General features: G+C 45.3%; 18 protein-coding genes and 1 pseudogene. 16 read left to right on the forward strand and 3 right to left on the reverse strand.

Annotated features, from left to right (window positions below):
- Positions 1-3: 3 nt before the first annotated feature.
- Positions 4-1,614: a molybdopterin-dependent oxidoreductase gene (locus HF312_10885; GenBank protein MCU7520709.1), complete on the reverse strand. Its 1,611-nt coding sequence runs from the start codon at positions 1,612-1,614 to the stop codon at positions 4-6.
- Positions 1,615-2,241: 627 nt separating this feature from the next.
- Entirely contained in the window at positions 2,242-4,422 is a 2,181-nt protein-coding gene (locus HF312_10890) for a T9SS type A sorting domain-containing protein (protein MCU7520710.1), read from the reverse strand.
- 737 nt (positions 4,423-5,159) lie between these two features.
- Here HF312_10890 and HF312_10895 point away from each other — a divergent pair.
- Positions 5,160-5,501, forward strand: coding sequence for a nucleotide pyrophosphohydrolase (locus HF312_10895; GenBank protein ID MCU7520711.1), 342 nt, complete (start codon positions 5,160-5,162; stop codon positions 5,499-5,501).
- 105 nt (positions 5,502-5,606) lie between these two features.
- On the opposite strand, the pseudogene HF312_10900 reads toward HF312_10895, so the two are convergent.
- A pseudogene (locus HF312_10900) lies at positions 5,607-5,822 on the reverse strand (hypothetical protein).
- A gap of 265 nt (positions 5,823-6,087) precedes the next feature.
- Here HF312_10900 and HF312_10905 point away from each other — a divergent pair.
- The 15 genes from HF312_10905 to HF312_10975 all read left to right on the forward strand — a co-directional run bounded on the left by HF312_10905 (position 6,088) and on the right by HF312_10975 (position 23,844).
- Positions 6,088-6,840: a glucose 1-dehydrogenase gene (locus HF312_10905; protein MCU7520712.1), complete on the forward strand. Its 753-nt coding sequence runs from the start codon at positions 6,088-6,090 to the stop codon at positions 6,838-6,840.
- A gap of 129 nt (positions 6,841-6,969) precedes the next feature.
- The gene (locus tag HF312_10910; protein ID MCU7520713.1) at positions 6,970-9,852 is read left to right on the forward strand and encodes a PAS domain S-box protein; all 2,883 of its coding nucleotides are present in this window, start codon (positions 6,970-6,972) and stop codon (positions 9,850-9,852) included.
- Between the two features lie 108 nt (positions 9,853-9,960).
- The gene (locus HF312_10915) at positions 9,961-10,734 is read left to right on the forward strand and encodes a response regulator transcription factor (protein ID MCU7520714.1); all 774 of its coding nucleotides are present in this window, start codon (positions 9,961-9,963) and stop codon (positions 10,732-10,734) included.
- A gap of 770 nt (positions 10,735-11,504) precedes the next feature.
- The gene (locus HF312_10920; GenBank protein ID MCU7520715.1) at positions 11,505-11,786 is read left to right on the forward strand and encodes a type II toxin-antitoxin system MqsA family antitoxin; all 282 of its coding nucleotides are present in this window, start codon (positions 11,505-11,507) and stop codon (positions 11,784-11,786) included.
- Between the two features lie 213 nt (positions 11,787-11,999).
- Entirely contained in the window at positions 12,000-12,593 is a 594-nt protein-coding gene (locus HF312_10925; GenBank protein MCU7520716.1) for a hypothetical protein, read from the forward strand.
- Positions 12,594-12,733: 140 nt separating this feature from the next.
- A complete protein-coding gene (locus HF312_10930; GenBank protein ID MCU7520717.1) occupies positions 12,734-13,123 on the forward strand; it encodes a HEPN domain-containing protein in 390 nt (129 codons plus the stop codon).
- Positions 13,102-13,413, forward strand: a complete 312-nt coding sequence (locus HF312_10935; GenBank protein MCU7520718.1) for a nucleotidyltransferase domain-containing protein — start codon at positions 13,102-13,104, stop codon at positions 13,411-13,413. Before HF312_10930 ends, HF312_10935 begins: the two co-directional genes overlap by 22 nt.
- Positions 13,414-13,752: 339 nt before the next feature.
- Entirely contained in the window at positions 13,753-14,841 is a 1,089-nt protein-coding gene (locus HF312_10940) for a hybrid sensor histidine kinase/response regulator (protein MCU7520719.1), read from the forward strand.
- A 492-nt stretch (positions 14,842-15,333) separates the two neighbouring features.
- A complete protein-coding gene (locus tag HF312_10945) occupies positions 15,334-16,965 on the forward strand; it encodes a methyl-accepting chemotaxis protein (protein ID MCU7520720.1) in 1,632 nt (543 codons plus the stop codon).
- A 242-nt stretch (positions 16,966-17,207) separates the two neighbouring features.
- Complete coding sequence (locus HF312_10950) at positions 17,208-17,663, forward strand: MarR family transcriptional regulator (protein ID MCU7520721.1); 456 nt, start codon at positions 17,208-17,210, stop codon at positions 17,661-17,663.
- Positions 17,664-17,729: 66 nt separating this feature from the next.
- The gene (locus HF312_10955) at positions 17,730-19,307 is read left to right on the forward strand and encodes a tetrathionate reductase family octaheme c-type cytochrome (protein ID MCU7520722.1); all 1,578 of its coding nucleotides are present in this window, start codon (positions 17,730-17,732) and stop codon (positions 19,305-19,307) included.
- Positions 19,307-19,975, forward strand: a complete 669-nt coding sequence (locus HF312_10960) for a cytochrome b (protein ID MCU7520723.1) — start codon at positions 19,307-19,309, stop codon at positions 19,973-19,975. The genes HF312_10955 and HF312_10960 overlap by 1 nt, the downstream gene beginning before the upstream one ends.
- Positions 19,976-20,013: 38 nt before the next feature.
- Positions 20,014-20,511 (forward strand): YeeE/YedE family protein, encoded by a 498-nt coding sequence (locus tag HF312_10965; GenBank protein MCU7520724.1) that lies wholly within the window; start codon positions 20,014-20,016, stop codon positions 20,509-20,511.
- A 34-nt stretch (positions 20,512-20,545) separates the two neighbouring features.
- Positions 20,546-21,739, forward strand: coding sequence for a YeeE/YedE family protein (locus tag HF312_10970; protein ID MCU7520725.1), 1,194 nt, complete (start codon positions 20,546-20,548; stop codon positions 21,737-21,739).
- 650 nt (positions 21,740-22,389) lie between these two features.
- Positions 22,390-23,844, forward strand: coding sequence for an SDR family oxidoreductase (locus HF312_10975; GenBank protein ID MCU7520726.1), 1,455 nt, complete (start codon positions 22,390-22,392; stop codon positions 23,842-23,844).
- Positions 23,845-23,997: the final 153 nt, after the last annotated feature.

Here is a 23,997-nt window from a genome sequence, read left to right on the forward strand (position 1 = left end):
TTCTTAAATGTTAGCCTGCTCGCCGAAATACTCATAGTCCTCGTCGTACCCGCCTTCACCTTTGTTTACTTTGGACAAGTCCTCAACAAACCTGATCGACTGTATCCATTTCACCATCTTAAATCCCAGCTGGTTTTCAACCCTGAGCCTAAGAGGCGCCCCGTGCAGATGATTAAGCGGCTTATAATTCATCTCGTATGCAAGTAGCGTCTGCAGGTAAAGCGCATTCTCTATCGTCAGGCTTTCATAATACTGCCCCCCTTCGCCTCCTTCACCATATGAGTAGAATACCACAGCCGTGGCATTTTTCTTTGGCTTTACGAAGTTAATCAGTTCACGCACCGGAAGCCCGCCCCACTCGGCAATGCCCGACCAGCCCTGTATGCAGTGATGAAGCGTGATCTGCTGATGCTTCCCCAAAGCTTCAAGATCCTCCAGAGACAAATCCACTTTGTTTTCCACCAGTCCGTCAACCCTGAGGCGGTAATGCTTGAAATTATCCGCCGCCAGACGCTTCCAGTCATCACTTGTGGGGATTTTCCCGTTAGCCCAGAAGAAGGGAGAAATGTCCTCGGGACTGAACTGCACAATGGGAGCCGAACGGGCAAGAAGCGAAGTCATTACGGGCGTTACAAGATGGCTTGCCGCATGCTGAACCTGCCTCGGATGCTTCCATGCGGCATGATGCGCCCAGAAGTTTGCCAGTATTACCACTATAATTCCCACAAAACCCAGATACATTCCTATGGGATTCAGGTCATCGGTTCCCATAACAATATGATTCATATTGCGCGCAAAGCCAGTGGCTGCAACCATTGTAACGTGTATTACAATAAAAAGAATGAAACCCGCCATTACAAGAAAGTGCAGTGAACGCCCCGTCTGGCGGTTGCCCGGCAGCTTCGGGTACCACTTATAGCGCGATGTAAGTGCCGGCGACATCGAGGGACCTGTAAAAGCAGAAAGGGGCGACAAAATAAAAACTACCGCAAAATATGATATCTGCTGAAGCGCGTTAAAATTATAGAACCCGTTAGGCTCATAAGGCATGTGGAATGTAGCGTAATGCACAAAAACCGCCCATGCATCCGGAACGACGCTCCACGATGTCGGCACCAGGCGCCTCCAGTGCGGAGTATAAAAAAGAAAGAATAAGTACACAACCCCGTTTACAAACCAGAATAAAATGCTGAGGAAATGCCAGTGCCTAGCCATTCCCACAGTGTGCTTTTTGCCCGGAAGGCCCACCCACGGTGTAAGATAGCGTGAGTCTTCCTTGGATGTCCACGCCCGCTCGGGTGTAAGCTCAACAGGAGTAAACCTTATCCACTCTGTGCCCGGAGTGGAGTGTATATTCCAGTAAAGTCTCGGGTGGTCAAAAAGAATCTGCAGACCGCTTCGTATAAGGAGTATAAGAAGGAATAAATTTATATAATGTGTCCAGCGCATCCAGAAAGGAAATCCGAAAGGCTCCTCTGCAGGCGTGGGAGCTGTTGGTTCAGCAATGTGCTGTATTGAGGGGAGCCCCGAGATGCCCCACTGCATATAAGCCGCTGCAAAAAGGAGTATTACAGGTGTAAGCAGGGCAATGAGGGTTTTCATTTTAATGTGCATAACCAAATCACCTTCATACGTTACTTCAAAAAATCATCTTTGCACAATCGTCATTAATAAAATGATACATCTAAATCCCTGAAACTTCAATCACCAAACCCCTGGCATGGAATTCTGCCTACCGATGTATTCAAATAAAAAAATAGAATGGTGCTGATGAAATTTGAGCATTTAGATAACGCACATACAAAAACCGCGAGAGCGGTTTTCCGTCTGTAGCCCAGGGTATCAAATCCCCGAAGGGGATGCAGACACCCTGGGTTAGATAACAAAAAAAACGCCCCCAAAACCACGTCAGTGGTTTTATATATGTTACCGGAATCCCGCAATATTAAACGCGCATGTAACAGACATAAAACCACTACGTGGTTTTGTGGGGTGGGGGATTTTTGATATTTACCCAGGGTTTTGGCCATCCGCCTTCGGCGGCTGGCGGGCAAACCCTGGGCTACAGATAGGGAACCACTATCGTGGTTTTTGTTTGTGCATAATTCCAATTGCTCTACTTGCATTGGCTTTTGGAATAGCGTTAAGCTGATGCTTAAAAGCCGCGTCGAGGATGGCTCTGCAATAAAATAAAAAACCCCCGTCACCGGGGGCTACAAAAAAAATATTATGTGTAAAACGTTACTTCATATAAATCATCTTCATCGTCCGCGTAAAGGCCTCACGCCCATCCCGGGGCACCGCTCTTAACATGTAAAAATATATGCCGCTTGAAAGATTTCCTGCCTGCACGTTGAACCTGAAATTGTATTCTCCTGCAGACTGCATTCCCTTGTAAAGCGTCGCAACTTCCGTCCCCAGTACATCGTATACCTTCAGCGTAACATCACACACACCGGGCAGACTGTAGTTAATTACAGTCGAGGGGTTAAAAGGATTAGGGTAATTCTGCCTCAGGGCAAAATCCGACGGAATATTTTTTGAAACATTCTCAACTCCGTTTACATCCGTCAGGAAATTGAACCTTACGGCATCGGCCCTTAAGACGGCGTTGGGATTTGTGTTCCCCCCGGCGTCAATGATTTCAACCTTAACTGTACCCGTCTCTAAATAACGCGATGCAAGCCTAACCCACGATCCGCTCCCTTTATTCTGATCGACATAAAAAGAATCCTTCTTCGTCCCGTACGTAAGCACGTAAAGCGCATGATTGGATGCGTTTACCGTAACCGGTACAGTGTAATTGAAATCGTAAGTGCCCGGCTTTTCCAGCTGCTTTATGAATGTTGCCCTCGCTCCCGGCTTCTGCCCCAGATATGCGAACCTGCTTGAGTTTGCATAACCGCTGGCGCTGCTGAAAGCCCATGTGCCCGATTCCTGGTAGTAAGAGGCACTCTCATCATTGTCAATTGCAATGAAGTAGTTTACGGAGTTTCCCTTGATTACAGTTTTTATAACCGGATGCGCGGGATCGCTGCTGGCAATAAAAACCGTATCGGCAAAAAATCCGGTCTTCTGCGGAAGAACCTTTACCGGAAGTATGAGGTTCTGCATCGATCCTATTGTAAGAGGAAATGCTGCACTTACAGAACTGTTCTGCCCCGACACCGTTACACCCGTAACTTCAAGAGGATCGGTCCCTTTGTTTTCTATGACAATATTATGAACCGTTTCCTTTTCAACAATTATATCACCAAGATCCGCAAAGTCGGCCTTGATGAATATCTGCTTATCCCTTACAAGCGCCGTAGTCTTAAGTGCATCAAATGCAATTACCTTCCCGGCCTGCTTACTTCCGCCCGTGGAAATCCTTACTTCAATTGGTGACGTGCCGCTGGAAGTTACGGTTGAAAGATAAACCCAGCTCCTGAGGCTGAGCCCCCCTTTAAGCGTAACCGTGTCTATGGGGCTCTGGTCCTTAAGTATAATTACCTGGACGCTGTCTGCGGGGTTGTCAACTTTTGCAAATTGTACAAAAAGGTTGTATCTGCCTGCCTTGGGCAGAGTGTCTGAAACTGAAATCGATGCTCCTGCCTGGGCATCCACTGTAGCCTTGAGGCATGAGGTCTCAAAGCATGAATAGTCAGTTGCATTTGCCCAGCTTCCACTCGTAACCTTAACTTTGGAAGTCTGCTCATTATCCACAAAAAAATCATCCGGCAGGTAGTTAATAAGTTTCTTTGAAAGATTGCCCGAAAGGTCTGTAACTGCGGCGCCGGCCTTTGCAAGAATAGTTTTATCCGTAAATTCTGTCCGCCAGCTGTTCTGTCCCGTTTTCGTGCAATTTAATATTGTGTATCTTTCATAGATATCCTTAACCGCAAAGAAGGGCTGTGCCTGAAAGATATCCTCATCTGTTGTAATGTCAAAGGCTACCTTCCCGCTTTCCTCTACGGCATTTACCTGAAGCAGAGGCTGTGTATCGTCAGTAGTCTTAAGATATCTTTTCATGGCTTCAACCGCCGTGCAGTAACGGAACTTGACATTTGGAAATTTCCTTGCCGAAACGTGTGCAAGTGAGTCAATCCTTTTGAGGTTTGTCAGAAAATCCTCCTCAGGCAGATGCCCCCATAGACAGGCCGCCTGGTCAATCCCGCGGTTTGCACGCGCGAATATTGAATCCATTTCCGACTGCGGCATTGAGCCGATATGCCTGGACCTCAGGTCCCATCCTTTCAGGTTTCCGGGACGCTGGTAGTTGTCTGCCGATGGATGGTAAGGCGCCCACACCGAAGGTGCCTGCGACCAGTCGATTACGTTGTCGAGCGGTTCATCGGGGTCAACAAGCTTTTTTGAAGGATAATCGCTGTGCATTGTGTAAGGCAGAAGCTTATCCAGGTAGTTCTGCCAGTCGTTATCCATAAAATGCCACCCGCTTCTGAAAGATACCGGGAACGTATTCTCATCTATCAGGTTCTGCGCCAGCGTGTAATTAAAATCCTCGCGGCTTTCATTAAACGTCTTTGCCTGATTCCAGTAATAAATCCCGTCCTGATTGTAATCGCTCCAGAAATAAGTATGATAGTGAAGCGAAAGCTCATCGCCGAACTGTTGAATCTTATCACCATGATACCTTTGCATGAGATAGCGGGCCATGGAGTTAGGGTTCGGAGTGTTGGCATTGATTGAAAGGCGGAACATGTTGCCCGCCATCATCCACCACGTGAGCTTGAGGCTCCCGCCGTAGGAATCCTTAAAAGAATTGCGGAAGGCGTCTTCCATAACCTTGTAGCCGTTGCGCGCGGGAACTGTATAAAGATCACCTTTTATGTAACAGTTATAATCCGAAGGATCCAGCCCTTCCCACATCCCGGTGTCGCTCCCGAGGACGAGGTAGACATTGCCCTGCGCCATAAGTGAAGAACAAATAATAAGAGTCGAAAAAAACAGTAACCTTAATTTCATCATGTTCACCCGTTAATAATGTGACAATTCAGGATCGTAATTAACTTGCGATTCTTATGCTTGGCTAAACTTAAGCTGTTGCCGTAAAATAAACAAGACTCCACGGCGGGTTTTCGATGAAAAATTATCTCCTATTTCAAATGAATTTTGATAATTTTACATAGCCGGATTAAAAGAATAAATTGAGATAAATTATGAATGAATTAAAAAAACTTCTGACGGATTTCAGGGAAGAGCGCGACTGGGTAAAGTTCCACTCGCCGAAAAATCTCTCAATGGCCTTAAGCGTGGAAGCCTCCGAACTGCTTGAATTATTCCAGTGGATGACTGAAGAGGAAAGCCTGAATCTCGACGCCGTAAAGCTGAAACGTGCCGAAGAGGAAATTGGCGATATAATGGCCTATCTGATCTTTATCTGCGACAGGCTGAATTTAGATCCCGTTGAAGCCGCCAAAAGGAAAATGAAAATTAACAAAGCCAAATACCCCGTCGAACTCTCCCGAGGCAACGCCATAAAATACAACGAAAGGGGATAAGCTTAATCATTCGGGCGCACCGCCATGCGCCCCTCGAACTCCGAACGTCGAACCTGCCTTCCCGTCGGACGTCGGACGTTGGACGTCGGACCTATTGACCCTGTTTCCCACATACTGCCCCAGAAAAAAAGAACCTATAAGAACCGGAAACGTTGCCAGGTGCCAGCTTATGCCTGCGTACATCCTTATTGCATATACCAGCGGCACAGGCGCGTGTATGGCCAGAAACCACTGAAGGGAAAACTTCTTTACCCTGGAACGCCAGAAACCGAATGGCAGGTTTAATAAAAAAACAATTCCTCCTGCAATGTATAATACCATCTGAAAAAACTCCGTTCTGTCTTTCTTTGATTTCTAAATAATTGAATGCAAAGCACGCATCCCCCGGGGCATAAAATAATGACTTTAACCTCCGGCACGGTATCTTTAACATGAAAGAATACGATTAAGCTGACAAAAATAAGATATTAAAATTAACGAATATACTCCTAAAACAATACCTTGCGGGTAAGCCGGTAGAACGAAAACACCCCCACAATAAAACCTTAATTAACAAAAATTTACAAACTTAAGAAACGATTTTAAAATGAATGAACTAGATAATAAAGTGGCAATTGTTACCGGAGCCGGCTCCGGTATTGGGCGCGCAATCGCAATGCGCTTCGCATCCGAAGGCTCTAAAGTGGTCGTCTCCGATATCAGCGAAAAAGGAGGCAATGAAACCGTTTCCGCTATTCAAAAGCATGGGGGAGAAGCAATCTTTATAAGGGCAGATACCGCAAACCCCAGGGACCACCAGATGCTGGTTGAACAGACCGTCTCCCGCTTTGGCAGCCTCGATATCGCATGCAATAATGCGGGCATCGGCGGCCCTTCGGCATCAATCGACCAGTACCCGATCGACGGATGGGATAAGGTAATTGCAATTAACCTCTCCGGAGTCTTCTACGGAATGCACTTCCAGCTCCAGCAGATGCTTAGAAGTGGCAGCGGAAGCATAGTAAATATGGCTTCAATACTCGGAATGGTAGGTTTCACGAACTCTTCAGCATATGTAGCTGCAAAACACGGTGTTGTGGGACTTACAAAAAACGCCGCAATTGAATACGCATCTAAAAATATACGCGTTAATGCAATTGGCCCGGGCTTTATTTCAACACCCCTGCTCGATAATAACCTCGATGAGGCAACTATGAAGTCCCTCTCCTCGCTTCATCCTATAGGACGCCTCGGCAGGCCCGAGGAAGTGGCTGAACTTGCACTCTGGCTTAGCTCGCCTAAAGCCTCTTTTGTTACAGGCTCCTACTATACAATCGACGGCGGCTATACATCCCAGTAATTACCTGAAAAGCCCCGGAGCTTATTTTATCCGGGGCTTTCTCACTTTTTTACCCCTCTTTCCTGCTTTCCTGCTAAATAAATGACGATACCCGCCGATTATATATGGGATATTCTGAGAATGGACGGGATGACGTACAAAAACAAAACAAAAAAAGAACTTATTGAGGAACTGGAAGCTCTTAAAAATGAGCTTAACCTTCTAAAAGACTCTTCAGATGCTGCGGGCCTGCAGAAAAACGTGCCCGGCAGTATATCAAAACAGGAAAAGGACGCGGATTTAAGGAGCTTTTCTGAACTTGCCGAGGGAATTCTCGACTGCATTCCTGCTAATATAGCGCTTATTAATCATTCAGGGGAAATTATTGCCGTTAATAGCTTGTGGAAACGCTTTGCTTCTGAAAACGACGCTCCTTCCGGGAATTATTATCTCGGCCTGAATTACCTGGAAGTGTGCGGGAAAGCCCAGGGCGAGGCCCAGGCTGAAAGTGCGTCAAAAGGAATAAAAAATGTCCTCGGGGGGCTTTCACCCCGCTTTACACTCGAGTACCCCTGCCACTCCGATCAGGAAAAACGCTGGTTCAGACTTTTCGTTACCCCTTTTCAATATAAAGGGGAGAAATGCGCCGTTATAATGCATATAAATATTACGGAGCACGTACGCATCGAAAAAACACTTTCAGAATCAGGCTTCAATCAGGACCCTAGCCTGCCCAATGGTACGGTTTTTATCAATAATGCCTCCGATGCCGTCGTTTTACTCGAAACCGATGGAAAGTTTATTGATGCAAATGAAGAGGCCTGCAGAAGACTTCTGTACACCAGGGAAGAGATGCTCAACATGAGCGTGTGGGATGTATGCGTCCCGGCTAATTTCCCGCTTGCCAAAAAAAGGCTCCGTGATATTACCTCAAACGGGTCTGCCCTCTTTGAATCTGTTTACCTCAGGAAAGACGGGCACCCGGTCCCTATGGAAATAGCCGCGCAGCTGGTGGACCACTTCGGACAAAAGGCTATTCTTTGCCTTGGAAGGGATATCGCCTTAATCAGACACGACAAGGATCTTCTACTAAGGTTAAATAAAGAAACCATCGCTCAGAATAATGCCCTGCTTACGGCAATCCCCGATATGATACTCCTTATGGACAGCGAGGGGATCTTCCTCGATTCCCACGTCCCGGAGGGAAATTCTTCTGAATTCCCGTTAAGGGATTTTATAGGCAAACATGTCAGCCGGGTCCTGCCTGAGCTGGATACGGAAAAAAACAGGCTCTCTTTTGAAGAGGTTTTGAGAGACGGGAAAATGTTTGTTATGGATTTCCCGCTCGCCCTCGATGGCAGCCTCTTCTTCTATGAAGCCCGCGTCGTTAAATGCGGCCATGATAAGCTCCTCCTGCTCGTGAGGAATATAACTGAAAAGAAAAAACAGGAGGAGGAAATTCACAAACTCTCTCTTGCCGTCGAACAGAGCCCCGTAATGACCCTCATAACCGATAAAAAAGGCAAAATAGAATATGTAAACCCGAGGTTTTCTGAGGTAACCGGTTATTCAATCGAGGAAACTATCGGCTCTGACCCCGGCATGCTCAAAAGCGGCCTTACTCCCCAAAGGCAGTACAAAGAGCTCTGGGGCAAACTGAGCACCGGCCATCACTGGAGAGGGGAGTTCTGCAACAGGCGGAAAAACGGAGAGCTCTTCTGGGAACACGCAAGCATCTTCCCTATAAAAAATTCACTGGGTGAAGTAACACAGTTCGTTGCGGTAAAGGAGGATATTACAGATAGAAAGGAAACCGAACTCCGCCTTGCAGGCTACCGCGACCACCTTGAACAGCTCGTTGAACAAAGAACCGAATCCTTACGCCAGGTTAACCAGCTCCTCAGCATACAGATTGAAAAACATGAGGCCGCTGAAGAGAAAATTCAGAACCACCTCCGGTTCCTGCAGACGCTCATAAAAACTATTCCCAACCCTCTCCTTATAAAGGACAGGCATGGAAGGGTGACAGACTGTAATGAGGCTTATGAAAAGCATTTCGGCAGGAAACTAGAAGATATTAAAAATAAAAGGGCGGAAGATTTTGTCCCGCCCGAGCTGCTCGATAAAATCCTTGAAATTGAAAACTCCCTTCTTAAAGAGCCGGGACATATATCAGCTGAACTTATCCGCACCATGGAGAACGGGGAACCCTTCGCTGTACTTGTAAACGAGGCCACATACCTCGCGGCCGACGGCTCCATAGGCGGAACTATAGGCATAATGATTGATATTTCAGAACAGAAAAAGCTCCAGGAAAAAATCCAAACGGCACTTGAAAAAGAGCAGGAATTAAATGAGCTTAAAAGCAGCTTTATTTCCATGTCTTCACATGAATTCCGCACACCGCTTACTTCCATACTGGCATCGGCCGACCTGCTTGAAATGTTTGGACGCCAGTGGAAGGAAGAAAAATATATGGAGCATATCGCTAAGATACAGAAGGGCGTGGAGTATATGAAGGAACTCCTGGATGACGTGCTCGTAATAAGCCGGAACGAGGAGGGGAAAAACCAGTTCGCACCTTCAAAAACCAACTTCCTGGAACTATGCTCCGAACTCCTGGACAGCGCCAGGATTTCTTCCTCCGGAAACCACTCCTTTATCTTTAACTATAAACCGGAACAGAAAGTTTTTTCTATCGATCCCAAACATGTACGGCATATAATTTCAAACCTCCTTTCAAATGCCGTTAAATATTCACCTGACGGAGGGAAAATAATCCTGAACGTAAATGCTGAAGGCAATAACATCCTCATAGACGTAATTGATGAAGGCATCGGAATTCCTGAGGCGGATAAGGGCAGGCTGTTTGAACCTTTCTACCGCGCCGGCAATACAACCGCAATACACGGCACGGGACTCGGAATGTCAATTGTTAAAAGATCCGTGGAACTTCACCACGGCACCATGAGCATCGACAGCCAGGAGAACAAAGGAACGGCTGTCCACGTCAGGCTCCGGTTCGGTTCTTAAAAATATTCTTATACATAATGATTTCTGTTGCCCTGAAGGGCTTTTGAGCATATATTAGGGGGCCTCATTCTTAAAATTGGCTTTACCGCCCTGGAAAACAAAACCTTTATGAAAAAAATACTTGTAATAGAAGACGAGCATTCTGTAAGAACAAGCATAAGAGACCTGCTGGAAGAGAAAAACTATAAGGTCTTTTCGGCCGGCGACGGCAGGGAAGGTGTTTCACTCGCAAGAGAAATACTGCCCGACCTTATAATATGCGACATAATGATGCCCCTCATGGACGGCTATGAGGTGATCAGCGAGCTTTCCAAAAGCAACAATACGGCGGCAATTCCTTTTATTTTCCTCTCCGCAAAAGCCGAAATGCCCGATATGAGGACGGGCATGGAACTTGGCGCCGATGATTACCTGGTTAAACCCTTCAGGGCGGTTCAGCTTCTGAATGCAATTGAAGCAAGGCTCAACAAATCCGAAAAGATCAGGGAAATTTTCTCGCTCCAGATGCCCGAAGAGGAAAAAGAAGAGTCTCCAAGAATACTCCGCGAGGACGAGAGGCTTTTCATATCATCGGGTCCCAAGGCGCAGTTTATAAAAGTGGGCGAAATTGTATGCATCTGTGCCGAAAGCGAATACTCGAATGTCTATCTTTCCGACGGCGGCAAAGTGTTTATTCACCGCCTCTTAAAAGAATGGGAAGAGGTGCTCCCCGCATCCTCATTCCTGAGAATTCACCGCTCCACCATAATAAACCTTAATTTTATCGAGAAGGTTGAGAAGTGGTACCAGAGATCATTCATGGTAAAACTAAAAGGCGTTACTGAGCCCTTCACCATCAGCCAGCGCTACGCCTCCAGAATCAAAAGCCAGATATTGAATTAACACGTTTGCCACGGCCTGAATAGCCACGAGCTTTAGCTCGTGGAATAGGGGACAAAAAATATTTGGGCTTTAGCCCCAGATCCTCCGGAGAAAATCCCGCATTGCGCAGTCCCTCCCCAAAAATATCTTTTCCCAAATAATTTTCCGAAAACGCCCCTCGTCACCATATATACATATTGATTAAATACTTGACAATAATGCTGATTTTCCCAATTTTCACTATCCTACTTGCAAATATCTTTTTGAGGTCATCAATGGCGGGAAATGAATTCTAAAATGTCAATTCTCATGGAAAAATATTGGAACCAGGTATTAATTCTTGCAACAATATTCTGTATTATTTCTTTATCATATCAGTTCTACTTTTACATGCCCAAATACTGGAGTTTCAGTTACATTATGTTTGTTTTGCCTTTCCGTGAAAACATAATCCGAAATTTAATACAAAACCTTTTTATAGAATTATTGCTGTATTTTGGATTTAATATTCTTGTTAATTATTTGATGTCGGTTTTTCTAAAAGGTCTAATGTTATTCCAATATTTGTACATCTTTATTTATTTAGCAGCAAATATTCCTTTTATTTATGGGACCTTGTCCGGTTTATAATAAAAAACAATTCAAGGGCTTTGACTGTAATATCTGGAATTTAGGCTGAATTATCTAAATTATTATAAATCCGAGACTTTGACTAATTCAAGAAATTATTTAATATTGCATTTAAGATGGAAGGATTAATAGTTAAATATAGAGTTCATGCTGTTCAAAGAATGTTTGAACGGAATATCAGTGAAAATGATATATTGGAAGTACTGAAGCATGCAATGAAATGTGTAATTTGTAAAAGCGGTGAAACTCAACCCGGGCGTACAGTTGTAACTCTTACGAGAGGTGAATTTGTAATCGTCTTTAAGAATGTTCCGGCAGGGATCTGTCAGAATTGTGGTGAGGAATATGTAAATGACAAGACCACTGCTGCCCTGCTTTCAATTGCAAATGACTCATTTGAAAAAGGTGTTGTTGTTGATGTAAGGGACTATAAAGCTGCCTGAGAGAATTTCAAAAACCTCCTGGTCACAATTTGGTTACCACATTTTAAAATATTACGTTTTTGAGCTGGATTCGAAGGATTTCAGAACATCGGGATCCCGATAGCTATCGGGACTGTCTCTCCGCACTTAAAAGAAAGCACCAAGCCGTATGATTTTGGGCTTTTTCATTTTCAAAGAATGAATTACTCTTCTAACAGGACAAAAAGGTGGTTTATGAAAGCCATAAAATATTTTTTGATATTTCTATTATTGACAACTGGATGCAAGAGCAATAAAGATAATCCTGTAACACCAGAAGAGAAAACTTATATTATACCATTAAATGTTGGAAATCAATGGCTTGGGAAGGCTGAATTAATAGATACCAGCGGTAATATTTTTTCAACCTCCTTTTTGGGAATGACAATAGTAGGAAATACTAATCAGGATTCGAGCACATTTCATATCTTTCAAAGGGAAAATGGTTTGCAATATTTATGTATGAATACAGATAGCGGTTTTGTTTATAATATTTGGGGCGGGAATTTTCTACAATACAAATATCCTGCTAAAGTGGGAGATAAATTTTTTGTAGCCGGAAATGCCTATAGGGAAGTCATATCAATTGATACAACCATAACTACGGAATTTGGACGGTATAGATGTTATCATTACCGAATGAGATTTACCGATGTCAATTTTTATACCGAAGAGTTTTTGTCCCCTGGTTATGGATACATATATTCAGAGCATTTTCAATCTTATATTTCCCCCAAATTATTCCTAAGTAGCAGAATCACATATAACCCAATGCTTAAAGAGAATTAGAAAACTTCATTATACCAATTCATCTCTCAACATGATTATCCGATGGCGGGAGTGGAAGATGCACCTCTGCCGGGTTCTGAAATAAGATTTATTTTATAATTCTATATTATTATATTTGAATATCAATAAAACAGGGCACCGTGAATAAACAGGATTACATAAAGTACTGGATCAAAACATCGGATGACGACATGACTTCGATGATGAATAACTTCAATTCCGGAAGTTATGACTGGGCTTTATTTATAGGTCATCTGTCTTTGGAAAAGATCCTGAAGGCACTCTGGGTCAAGAATAATCCGGGCGATATTCCTCCAAAGTCTCATAACCTGAAGAAGATCGCTGATGAAGCAAAATATCCAATGACTGATGATGAGGCGATGCTGATGCTTGAAATAAATGATTTTAATCTGGAAGCCAGGTATCCTGATTATAAGTTCGATTTTCATAAGAAATGCACAAAGGAATTTGCTGAAGGATATATCCAAAAGATAAAGGAACTGCACAAATGTATAGCCAGTCAGATATAAATAATATTGTAACGAGATTCATCAGCCTTGTCTCGGATGAATTCCCTCTTAAGAGTGTTTATCTCTTTGGCTCGTACGCCAAGGGGAATCCTGGAGAATACAGCGACATTGACTTGGCAGTAGTGTCCGATAAATTCGAGGGGAGCAGATTCTTTGATAAGAAGAAAATGAATAAATACATTCTTAAGTCTTCAATTGATCTTGAAGTACACCCATTTAAGACCGAAGACTTTACAGAGGATAACCCATTCGTGAAGGAAATTCTTTCAACAGGACAGAAACTGGTTTAGAATTTTCAAAAACCTCCTGGTCACAATTTGGTCACAGCCTTTTAAAATATTGCGTTTTTGAGCTGGATTCGAAGGATTTCAGAACATCCGGATCCCGATAGCTATCGGGACTGTCTCTCCGCACTTAAAAAAAGCCCGAAATCGTCTGACCGGGGCTTTCCCCATTTTAAACCGCCGGCTGGCCACAAGTAAAAACCGCCCGCACACCTCTCACTAATCTTCATCTCCCTAATGTCGCGCTTACTTTCCATTTGTTGCGCTTACTTAAAACTTATTCTATTTCCCTTGCCGCTGACTTAATATTGCACCGGAAATATTAATTAACTCTTGGAAAGGTAAATGGAAAAGATACTCGTTATTGAAGATGAAGAACACGTAAGAACCAGCATATGCGACCTGCTCTCCGGCGTGGGCTATAGCGTTCTCGAAGCCGCAAACGGCCGCGCGGGACTCGAGCTCGTCAACAGCAGCTACCCCGACCTTATTATCTCGGATATTATGATGCCTGAAATGGATGGAATTGCAGTCCTTGAGGAAGTTCAGAAAAACCCCCTTACTTCCACAATCCCTTTTATTTTCCTTACTGCAAAGGTCAGCCTCTCCGATATGAGAGTGGGGATGAACCTGGGCGCAGATGACTATATAACCAAACCCTTCAGACTCAGTGACCTCCTTAAGGCTATAAATACCAGGCTCGAGAAAAAAAGAAAACTCGACGAGAAAATAAAAAATATAACTGACAATATTACAAAATATATCCCCCACGAACTGCGGACCCCTCTCGTGTCAATTGCAGGGTTCTCTGACATCATACTTAACGACTTTGAACTCCTTAAACCCGAGGAGATCATTACAATGGTCGGAAGAATTAAAAACGGCAGCCTCAGGCTCCACGCTACTATCGAGAAGTTCCTGACGTTCCTGGAAACTGAACTCATTGCTAAAAATCCCGAGTTCAGACTGCAGTGCTATAACACAGTCCTCAAAAACCCGGGCGACGCAATTAAAACTTCAGCCCTTGCCTTTGTGGCTGAATCTGAAAGAAAAGATGACCTTAAAATCCTTAAGATCTGTAACACCCCGGTGCATATGACATCCTTCTTCATGGATCTTATTGTAAACGGACTTGTGGAAAATGCAATGAAGTTCTCTGAACCCCGTAGCAGCATTAATATCAGCTCCTTCTGCGAAGACAAAACTTTCAGACTCGAAGTGGAGGACTCGGGCATAGGAATGACACGCTCCCAGATCATTTCTCTGGCCCCTTTTACTCAGTTCAACCGCGACTTCGCCCAGCAGAACGGTAACGGACTGGGACTGGCATCAATTAAAAATATTCTAGACATATGCGGCGGATCAATGGATATTGAAAGCCGCCCGGGCGAATTTACAAAAGTCTCTGTGGCCTTTAGAACCGCAGAGCAATAATTTTGAAACATAATCAAACAGAAATGAGAGATAATTATGAAATGGTTTACTAACCTCAACCTGAAATCAAAACTCCTGATCGGCTTCTCTCTGATCTCCTTAAATGCCACGTTAATCGGATTTGTAGGGATATCAAAAATAGAGAAGGTAAGCTCACAGGATACACGCATGTATGAAAAAATGGTCATCCCTGTCTCACAGCTTCAGAAGATGACTGACTCCTTCCAGAAAATCAGGATCTATGCAAGAGATATGATTATTGCAGACGATCCCTCTGAGATAAACAGGCTTGCCGGACTCATAGATAGCGAAAAGGCAAACATCAGCGGGCTATCGGACACATTTGCAAAATCGCTGATTTCTGAAAAAGGAGAATCGGCATTCACCAATTTCAGAGCGGCATACGAGAAGTACATCCCCAAACTCGATCACGTTGTTGCTTCTGCAAAACTAAACAGCGACGCCGAGGCAACTGCAGAGCTCTATGGTGAAATGAGGAGCCAGGCCGCAAACGCAGAGAAAGCATTCGATAACGCGGTTGCCGTAAAGCTTGATGTTGCAAAAGAACTGGCAGAGACTAATTCGGATGTTGCCGGCAACGCAACTGCCCTTATGCTGTCTCTTATCATACTCGGCATTGCGGTATCTACTTTTCTTTCATTCTATATTGCAGGATATATCTCTAAGGGCGTCCATAAGGTGATCGACCGCTTCAAAAGCCTCGACGAGATCTGCCTTACAAACCTTCAGAAGGGAAGCTCTGAACTTGCAGAGGGTAACCTGGCCGTTACAATCAAAACAGGCACAAAACCCCTTGAAGTAAAATCTAAAGATGAGATCGGAATGCTCTCGGCAAGGCTTAATGATATAATTCAAAAGGTCCAGGGCACGATCAGCTCTGTTGAAAATGCTGTCGGCAAAATCCGCGAGGTAATCAGTGAATCAAACCGCCTGGTCGATTCTGCCGTGCACGGCGACCTTTCGGCAAGAGGCAGCAGCGAAAACTTTAAGGGCGGATACAGGGAACTGGTGGAAGGACTTAATAAAACTTTTGAGGCAGTCGTGGAACCCATAAATGATTCAGGAAAACTCCTCGAAGTGCTCGCCTCGGGAAACCTGACGGCAAGAATGACAGGCGATTATGCGGGCGACTATTCAAAAATTAAACACAGCATTAACTCTCTTGCGGATTCTTTCTGCCAGGCACTTAGCGAAGTTGACGAGGCTGTTCAGGCTACCGCCAGCGCCGCAACTGAAATATCTTCTTCCAGCGAGCAGATGGCCGCGGGAGGCCAGGAGCAGAGCCAGCAGGCGGCTGAAATTGCCGGCGCCGTTGAACAGATGACAAGAACCATATATGCAACTACCAAGGACGTAAATGAGGCTCTTAAGATCTCACAGGTGGCAAGCCAGTCCACAAAAGAGGGCGTCTCAAAGGTGGAAAATACAAAGAAAGGTATGAACAGAATTGTTCTGTCTTCAAAACGGACGGCTGAAATTATAGCCTCGCTCAGCAATAAAACGGACCAGATAGGCGAGATTACACAGGTTATTGACGACATTGCAGACCAGACCAACTTACTTGCACTTAATGCCGCTATTGAGGCTGCCCGTGCAGGCGAACAGGGAAGAGGCTTTGCAGTTGTTGCCGACGAGGTAAGAAAACTTGCCGAACGCACAACCAAAGCTACAAAGGAAATTGCCGAGACTATTAAGGAAATTCAGAAAGAGGCCAATGATGCCGATACAGCAATGCACGAATCAAATGCAGCAGTTGAAGAGGGCAGAAAGCTTACCGAAGAGGTTGAGGCGGTGCTGAAGGAGATCTTCAACGGAGCCGATAAATCTGCCTCCATCATTAACCAGGTTGCAGCTGCAAGCGAGGAGGAATCGAGCGCCGCGGAGCAGATCTCAAAGAATATCGAAGGGATCTCAAGCGTTACACAGGAATCTGCCGCTGGAACCGAACAGATAGCCCGTGCGGCCGAGGACTTGAACCGCCTTACGGTCAACCTCCAGGAGCTGATAGCCAGATTCAAACTGAGGGAAAACGACGGCAGCAGGCAGATAACCGGAAAGAGAAACTTTGCAGTAAAGAGTAACGGAAGGCTTGTCCTTCAGTAATATAATCGCGGGCACCTCCCGCTTCCATATAAATGGTGCCGGGGAATTCCCCCCGGCCCCGAAACTCCACAACAACGGGTCAGGACTCACCTCCTGCCCCTTCTTTTTTATATTCCAGCCTGAAAAACCCTATATCGCAAAAGCCGGATACCCGGGGAGAAAAAAATATTTTCTTTTTCACTTGCTTGCTAATGCCGGAAAAATTATTTTAGGGCATAAAATAATTTATAACAGAGCAGCTGATGAAAATAAACAATGAGAAGGCCGAAAGGCTGGGGGAACTCATATGCAGCCTTACGCGTAGCTGTAATATACGCGAGGAGTACTTTGCCGCCAGCTTTAATCTCTCGCCTGCCGAGGTTAAACTCCTGAAGCTCTTTGCCTTTAATTCAACTCTTTCAATTAAAGAACTTTGCAGCATTCTGCACCTTACGCCGGGCAGAATAACACATATCGTAAGCTCCCTGGAGGGGAAAAAGCTGCTTGTAAGGAGCGCGGACCAGAATGATAAAAGAAACGTAATTGTTTCCACCGCCCCTAAATGCGCTCATTTTATCAATAACCTTCATATGAGCTACCTCGACCTCCACCAGAGAGTGCTCGACAGCGTAAGTGAGGAGGAGCAGGAAAAACTGTTCCAGTCACTCGAAACCCTGGTCGGCATCTTCGGCAAATGGGTCCATGAAAATAAAGTTTAGGGTATAAAGTAATTTCGGAAAATCAGATAAGAAAGGAATCAAAACAATCCAAGGATAAATAACTGCATGAGAAAAATAATCCTGCTACTGTCTGCTGTAAGTATTGCAGCAATAGTAATCGTCAGCACGGTCACCAAAAAGGAAAAAGAGCCCGACGGCCTTATGAAGCTGAAGGCTAAGTATTCTGTTAAGCATACGCCTTCGGTCGACCATTCCAAATTTGCAATCCTCAGGGCTAAGTTTACTTCACCTCAGAAAGTAACTGAAGCCTGCATCAGCTGCCATAATGAACGTCATACCGAAGTAATGAAATCAAACCACTGGAACTGGGAAAGGGAAGAATACGTACAGGGCCGCGGAGTTGTCTATGTGGGAAAGAAAAATGCCATTAACAATTTCTGTATCGGCGTGCAGGGTAACGAGGAAAGCTGCGCCAAATGCCACATCGGATACGGACTTTCGGGTGATAAGATGAACTATTCCGATGCAAAGAACATCGACTGCCTTATCTGCCACGACAACACTGAAACCTACGCCAAGGCTCCCGAAAAAGGAGGGGCGCCCGACCCTTCGCTCGACTTAAATAATATTGCACAGCACGTCGGCCGCTCCAAACGCTCCAACTGCGGCGTATGTCACTTCTTCGGAGGCGGCGGCAATAACGTTAAACATGGCGACCTGGAGCAGTCCATGTTCCAGCCCACGCGCGATATTGACGTCCATATGGCCGCCGATGGCGCTAACCTGCAGTGCGACGACTGCCACGTTACGGAAAAACATAATATCCCGGGCAAGCTTTACTCGCTTTCTTCCATGAACCGCAACAGGGTTACATGCGAACAGTGCCACACTGAAACACCGCACGAAAGCGATATATTAAACGAGCATACGCTTAAAGTTGCCTGCCAGACCTGCCATATACCTACATACGCAAAGGCTAACTCCACAAAGGAAAGCTGGGACTGGTCCACAGCAGGAAAACTTAAGAATGGTGAGCCTTATATTGAGGAAGACAGCCGCGGCAACCACGCCTATATGTCAATTAAGGGAAGTTTTGTCTGGGGAAATAACCTGAAACCCGAATACGCCTGGTTTAACGGAAATGCCTCGCATTACCTCCTGGGCGATAAAATTCAGGACACCACAAAACCTCTCGTGCTTAATCCTCTTGCTGGAAACTACGACGATCCTGATTCAAAGATCATTCCCGTTAAAATTCACAGGGCCCGCCAGCCGTTCGACCCCGTAAACAGCATCCTTATTCAGCCTAAACTCTTTGCTGAAAATAAAGGCCAGGGAGCATTCTGGAAAGACTTCAACTGGCAGACGGCTTCTGAGGCAGGAATGAAAGACGCCGGCCTGCCTTTCAGCGGCAAAGTGTCTTTTATGAGAACCGAAAGCAACTGGCCGGTTAACCATATGGTATCAACCAAGGAAAATGCAGTAAAATGCAATGAATGCCACACGCGCGAAAACAGCCGCCTTGCGGGACTGAATGACTTTTATATGCCCGGAAGAAACTATTCATCTGTAATAGATACACTTGGTAAACTTCTCCTCTGGGCCTCACTGATCGCGGTCATTCTGCACGGAACGCTCAGAATCATAAGTTCACAAAAGCTTAAAAAGAAAGGAGTGAAATAATGAGAAGATCATATGTATATAAAGCATTCGAACGCTTCTGGCACTGGGCTCAGGCCATACTGATCATGTTCCTTGCCTTTAGCGGCTTTGAAATTCACGGATCGGTAAGCTTCTTCGGATTTGAAAACGCCGTCAAATACCACAACATTGCGGCTTATGCGTTCCTCATACTGATCGCCTTTGCCATATTCTGGCACCTTACAACAGGGGAGTGGAGACAGTACATACCGACGTATAAAAATATAAAGGCGCAGCTCGACTACTACCTCTTCGGCATTTTTAAGAATGCACCGCACCCGGTAAAAAAGACTGTGCTTAGTAAACTTAACCCCCTTCAGAAGCTGACTTACTTCTGCCTGAAGATACTTGTAATTCCTGTAACTGTTACCTCAGGACTCCTTTACATGTTCTACCGCTATCCGCAGAAGTACGGGGTTGAAGCTTTGAACATTCATTCGCTCGAAATTGTCGCCCTCGTTCATACGGCTGCGGCATTTATTCTTGCGGCGTTCATTATTACGCACCTTTACCTCATTACAACAGGCAGAACCATAACCTCAAACCTGAAAGCCATGCTTACAGGCTACGAGGACCTGGAAGAGGAGAATGGCAAAGCGGAAGAAGAAAAAATAGTTGAAGAAGTAACCGAAGAAATCTCATCAATATAAAATTTCTAAAGAGGACTAAAGTGGAAAAGAAACAATATATGAATCCTTACCTGGCAGGCACCCTCCTGGGTCTCCTGCTCCTGGCTACAATTTATATCACGGGACGCGGCCTCGGCGCAAGCGGAGCAGTTAAAGGCTTTACCGTTGCAGCCGTTGAAACCGTAGCAAAACACCACACCGAAACGGCAAAATTCTATAAGGAGTATGCAGGCGAACACTCCGGAGGCCCGCTCATGAACTGGCTCGTCTTCGAAGTCGTGGGCGTCGTTATAGGCGCGTTTATCTCAGGACTAATATCCAACCGCCTCGCCTTTAAGATAGAACACGGACCAAATACAACCAGCAGGACAAGAGTTGCTACTGCCGCAATCGGCGGAGCCCTCTTCAGCTTCGGGGCACAGCTGGGCCGCGGATGCACAAGCGGCGCTGCATTAAGCGGTATGGCCGTACTATCGACGGGCGGCTTAATTACAATGGCGGCCATATTCGGCGGGGCTTACGCCTTCGCGTATTTTTTCAGGAAACTTTGGATATAAACTTGGAAATAAAAAGAAACAGGAGATTTATATTATGGGACCTCTAGTTCCGGACTTAATTGGAAATGAATTGAACCTTGTTGTCGCGCTTTTTATTGGAATGCTCTTCGGCGCGATTCTAGAACAGGCGGGATTTTCCACTTCAAAAAAACTTGTCGGACTCTTCTACGGCTACGACTTTACCGTATTAAGAGTATTTTTTACCGCCGGCGTGGTTTCTATGGCGGGAGTAATAGCCTTTGAACACTTTGGAATTCTGGATATGAGCTCAGTATTTGTCAATCCTACATTCCTCTGGTCGGCCATTGTGGGCGGACTTATCATGGGCTTAGGCTTTGTCATCGGAGGCTTCTGCCCCGGTACGGGTCTGTGTGCAATGGGAATAGGAAAAATTGACGGAATTATCTTTGTTGCCGGTTCCTTTTTAGGCGTGCTCGTTTTTGCCGAAGGCTACCCTATGTTCGAAGGCCTTTACAAAGCTCAAAACTGGGGAAACGTACAGATTTTTAATACTCTGCACGTCCCGCAGGGGCTTTTCGCGTTCCTTCTTACCGCCGTTGCACTTTTTGCATTCTGGGTTACCTCAATAATTGAAAACAAGGTAAACGGAGTAAAGAAGCCCGCAGTAAGACTTACACCGTATTACGTAAGCCTTGGCATGATTGGAGCAGTAATTGCCCTTTCATCTTTTATGTTCCCCGAAAGAGAGCAATCGCTGCTGGAGAAGGTTGAAAACAGTGATTTCCTGAGTAAGCACAACGTAAACTTAATCACTTCCGATGAGCTTGCATTCAGGATAATGGACAGGCAGGAGAACCTCCAGATATTTGATTTCAGAAACCCCGTGGAATTTACAAAGTTCCACCTGCCCAACTCTGTAAGCTTTAAGGCTGGCAGCCTTTTTGAAAAGGAGCCTTCAAAAGCCCTACTCTTAAAAGGCCGTATGAATATATTTACTGCTTCTGACGAGCTGACGGCAAGAAAAATGGCCGCTGCCGCACAGGAGCTCGGCTACGAAAATATAAAGGTGCTCAAAGGAGGCCTCGATAGCTTTAAGAATCAGATACTTGCTTTCGATACTCTGAGCGTTGCCCATTCAAAACAGGAAACGGATACTTACCGCTTCAGGACTAAAGCAAGAAAGATTATTCCTCAGCTTATAGAAGAAGCAAAAAAGAACACGGGAGTAACAACAACAAAAGCCAAACGCGTTGTAGGCGGATGCTGAGTCATGTTACTGTGCTTATATAACAATTAATTAAAGAAAACCAAACCATGCGCAAATCCCGTACGGATACCTTCTGTGCGGGATTTTTTTTATTTAAACATTCTTATATTGACTACCCCCGAAGGTCTTTGGTGTATACACATTTAAGGGTATGATGTGGTGTCCCAGATGTGAAAATAGAACATCCGGGATAACGCAATCACTAAGCACCGGAGGTGCGCTTTGTTTGTAGCCGGGGGTGACAAAACCCCGGAGGGGTGAGGGAACCCCCGGGAAACGGATCCCCCCACACAAAAGAGCCCCGGGAGGGGCGACATGTATGGATAATTGTTAAACCTATTGGGGAAATCCCGCCTAACCATAAATGATAGCCCAATTTTATAAAATTCATTCATCATGGGACGGAAATATGTCGCGGCTGCCGCGGCTCCGGGGGTGGGGTTTGGGATCATTTCCCCCGGGGGTTCCCGCATTCACCTTCGGTGAATTTGGTCACCCCCGGCTACAAACAAAACACCCCTCCGGTGCTTAATAACTGCGTCTTTCTAAATGCCCTTAATTTCACGGTTTGCTATCCAATTCCCCAAAACCTGCATTTCCATTATGACCCTTTTATTGTAAATTAATCTGAAAACACACATGAACGTAAAATGAAAATTCTTCTTACAGGGGCAAACGGCTACATTGGGAAAAGGCTCATCCCCTTCCTCCTTGCCGATGGGCATGAGGTCTTCTGCTGCGTGAGGGATAAAAACCGCTTCCACTACCAGACCTCTCCCGCTGAACCGGGCACGCTGAGGATAATTGAAATAGATTTCCTTAAGCCTGAAACGGCCGCGGCCGCGTCAGAAAATTTTGACGCCGCTTTCTACCTCATTCATTCCATGACCTCAACAACAGGCAGCTTCCAGGAGATGGAGAAACAATCGGCTGAGAACTTCGTTAAGTTCCTTCAAAATTCTAAGGCAAAACAGATAATTTACTTAAGCGGAATTACAAACGAAAAGAAACTCTCGCGCCACCTTTTATCAAGACGCAGCGTTGAAGAAGTGCTTAAAACCTCCGGCATACCCCTTACTGTCCTTAGAGCTGGCATAATCATCGGCTCGGGCAGCGCTTCATTTGAAATTATGCGCGACCTCGTGGAAAAACTCCCCGTTATGGTTACACCCAGATGGGTTAATACAAAAAGCCAGCCCGTTGCAATCAGAAATGTTATCGAATTTCTGACCGGCGTAATGCTGAAGGCTGAAACGTACAACCAGACTTTTGACATTGTAGGCCCCGACGTCCTTTCCTATAAGCAAATGCTCCTTGGACTTGCGGAAATAAGAGGACTTAAAAGATATATATTTACACTCCCGCTTCTTTCCCCCAGGCTTTCATCATACTGGCTCTATTTTGTAACTTCTGTTTCCTATCCCCTGGCCGTGAACCTGGTGGACAGCATGAAGGTTGAAGTAATCGGAAGGCCTAACAGCCTGGCAGAGATGCTTAAAATAAATCTCCTGCCTTATAAAGAAGCCGTCAGGCTTGCCTTCGGTAAGGTGGAGCAGGATTCAGTTGTCTCAAGCTGGAAAGATGCTTTTAACTACGGCACAAACCGCTTCCTTATTAACGACCACCTCAACATCCCTCAGTACGGCTGCTTTACGGATAAAAAGGAACTTAAAATTACGCGTGATCCCGAAAGGGTAATGAAAAATATCTGGGCAATCGGAGGATCCAGGGGCTGGTATTATGCGGATTTCCTCTGGGGGATCAGGGGATTTATGGATAAGGCAATAGGCGGCGTGGGCTTAAGGCGCGGGCGCACCAACAGGTCCGAACTTTATCCGGGCGATACCCTTGACTTCTGGCGCGTTCTGGTTGCCGACCGCCTCAGGATGAGGCTCCTTTTGTATGCTGAAATGAAACTCCCGGGCGAGGCCTGGCTTGAATTTTCTTTGTCGCAGAAAGAAGATGGCTACTATCTTCATCAGACCGCCACATTCCGCCCTAAAGGCCTGGCCGGAAGACTCTACTGGTACACCCTTCTGCCGTGGCACTATTTTATTTTTAACGGCATGATACGCAGCATCGCGGGATACGAAGGCTCCTTATAAAACACTTCCGGCATGTACCAATATTTCTCCATTTTTTCTTTAGCAAAAAATAGTTGCATTTACGGTTCAAATATTTTAGCTTAATTGAAATTTCGCATTGAGGGACCCCGGTCTGAATTCCGGCGGCATGACGAAAAGAGGGAAAGTGCCATT

The sequence above is a fragment of the Ignavibacteria bacterium genome (assembly GCA_025612375.1).
In the GTDB taxonomy this organism is placed as follows: domain Bacteria; phylum Bacteroidota; class Ignavibacteria; order Ignavibacteriales; family SURF-24; genus JAAXKN01.